Genomic DNA, 1524 nt, shown 5'->3' with positions numbered 1-1524 from the left:
TATTGGAAATCTACACGGGTATGCTCATCAAAAAGCAAGAGATCTAAATAAAGATTTTAAAGGTTAATTGTGTATTATTTTACTCATTATGAGTAAAATAGGGCATATTTTTTCTCATTTGTTTGTTGTTTATGTCTTGGAAAGATAAGTAGGTTACTCATTTTTTACTTAATTTAAGGTGGTTAAAACCACAAAATCTTTGTAATTACTGAGGTAAAACGAATATATGGTTAATTTGAATGTGTGCAGTTAACATTTTTTAATAAATTGAATGATTATTGAGTGTTATGTAATACAAACTACTTTATCAGCCAAATTAAACCAAGCATCTCCATTTAATTTGAACTGATTAGATTGCCGTTCCTTGTTTTTTGCGATGGATGAATATGTGATACTTATTTGTTTATCAAGGTAAATTAGTCCTAAACATTTAACATTATGATACCAAATGCTGGGGAGATTGTGGAGCTTGCAGTGCGTAGACAGAACATTAACATTAGTGAATTATCACGTCGTCTTCAGATCAACCGGAGAACGTTGTACAACTGGTTTCAGCAGAAAAAATTGCCCTCCGAGGTAATCTACAGCATCGGAAACGCAATTGAATACGATTTTAGCGCAGACTTCCATGAAAGTCTGAAAAACATCAAACCACCTTCGCATACCGGAAGTAAGGAAAGTAAGGAAATCCAGGCCAACAGCATTAATTACTGGATGGAAAAATATATCTCTTTATTAGAGGATTATAAAGATTTGCTGCAGAGCAGACAATTTGAACCTACCGTTACTAAAGAGCGTTTCGTTTAATAAAAAAGGGCATTCCAATTAAGGGATACCCTTTTTTATTGCCTGAATTTTAATAATACAAGTCTTATGGTTTTAAACTGGGTATTAAACTCAGGAATGTATGGGAATTAGCTGCATATTTCTTCTTGTCGAGTTTAAAATAATAAGCGCCTTTTTTAGAACTGGACTTATCCTTTTCTTCTAGTTTGATCAGCAAACCAGTGGAGGTGATCTTCCTGCTGAAATTTCCGGTATCTACTTTAGTATCATTCACTTGTTCAAACAAAGTTTGCAGCTGAGGAATGGTAAATTTCTTAGGCAGCATCTCGAAAAGGATAGGGTGGAGGGAGGCTTTATACCTCAATGCCTTTCTGGCATCTGAAACCATTTTATTATGGTCAAAAATCAGTTTTGGCATATCGCTGATCAGGAACCATTCAGCCTGGTAATTGTCAATCAGCTGGGTTTTGTATTTCTGAATATCAATTAACGCAAAGTATCCAACAGAGAGGGTACGCTCAATCGGATCCCGTTTTGGCTCACCATATACCCTTAATTGTTCCAGGTAAACCCCTTCAAGCCCGGTTAGCTTTTTAAGCACGTGGTTTGCCGCATCATCTGGTGTTTCTTCCGCACCCACAAATCCCCCCATCAAGCACCATTTGTTGATTTCTGGCTCGAGACCTCTTTTAACCAGCAGAATTTTCAGCTGGCCATCATCAAATCCAAATACAATGC

At 36.4% G+C, this 1524-nt stretch carries 2 protein-coding genes; one reads left to right on the top strand and one right to left on the bottom strand.

What is annotated here, in order from left to right:
- Window positions 1-438 precede the first annotated feature (438 nt).
- The gene (locus DBR11_RS26470; RefSeq protein WP_108555570.1) at window positions 439-807 is read left to right on the top strand and encodes a hypothetical protein; all 369 of its coding nucleotides are present in this window, start codon (window positions 439-441) and stop codon (window positions 805-807) included.
- Window positions 808-871: 64 nt separating this feature from the next.
- Here DBR11_RS26470 and DBR11_RS26465 read toward each other — a convergent pair whose 3' ends face one another.
- Entirely contained in the window at window positions 872-1522 is a 651-nt protein-coding gene (locus DBR11_RS26465) for an NUDIX domain-containing protein (RefSeq protein ID WP_233260921.1), read from the bottom strand.
- Window positions 1523-1524: the final 2 nt, after the last annotated feature.

It is taken from the genome of Pedobacter sp. HMWF019, from assembly GCF_003061025.1.
Taxonomy (GTDB): domain Bacteria; phylum Bacteroidota; class Bacteroidia; order Sphingobacteriales; family Sphingobacteriaceae; genus Pedobacter.
Note: the sequence above shows the minus strand (reverse complement) of the source record. Positions and strands in the feature narration are given on the sequence as shown.

Excerpts from the sequence above, each read along its gene's own strand:
- DBR11_RS26470 (WP_108555570.1), top strand. The coding sequence starts at position 439 with ATGATACCAAATGCTGGGGAGATTGTGGAGCTTGCAGTGCGTAGACAG.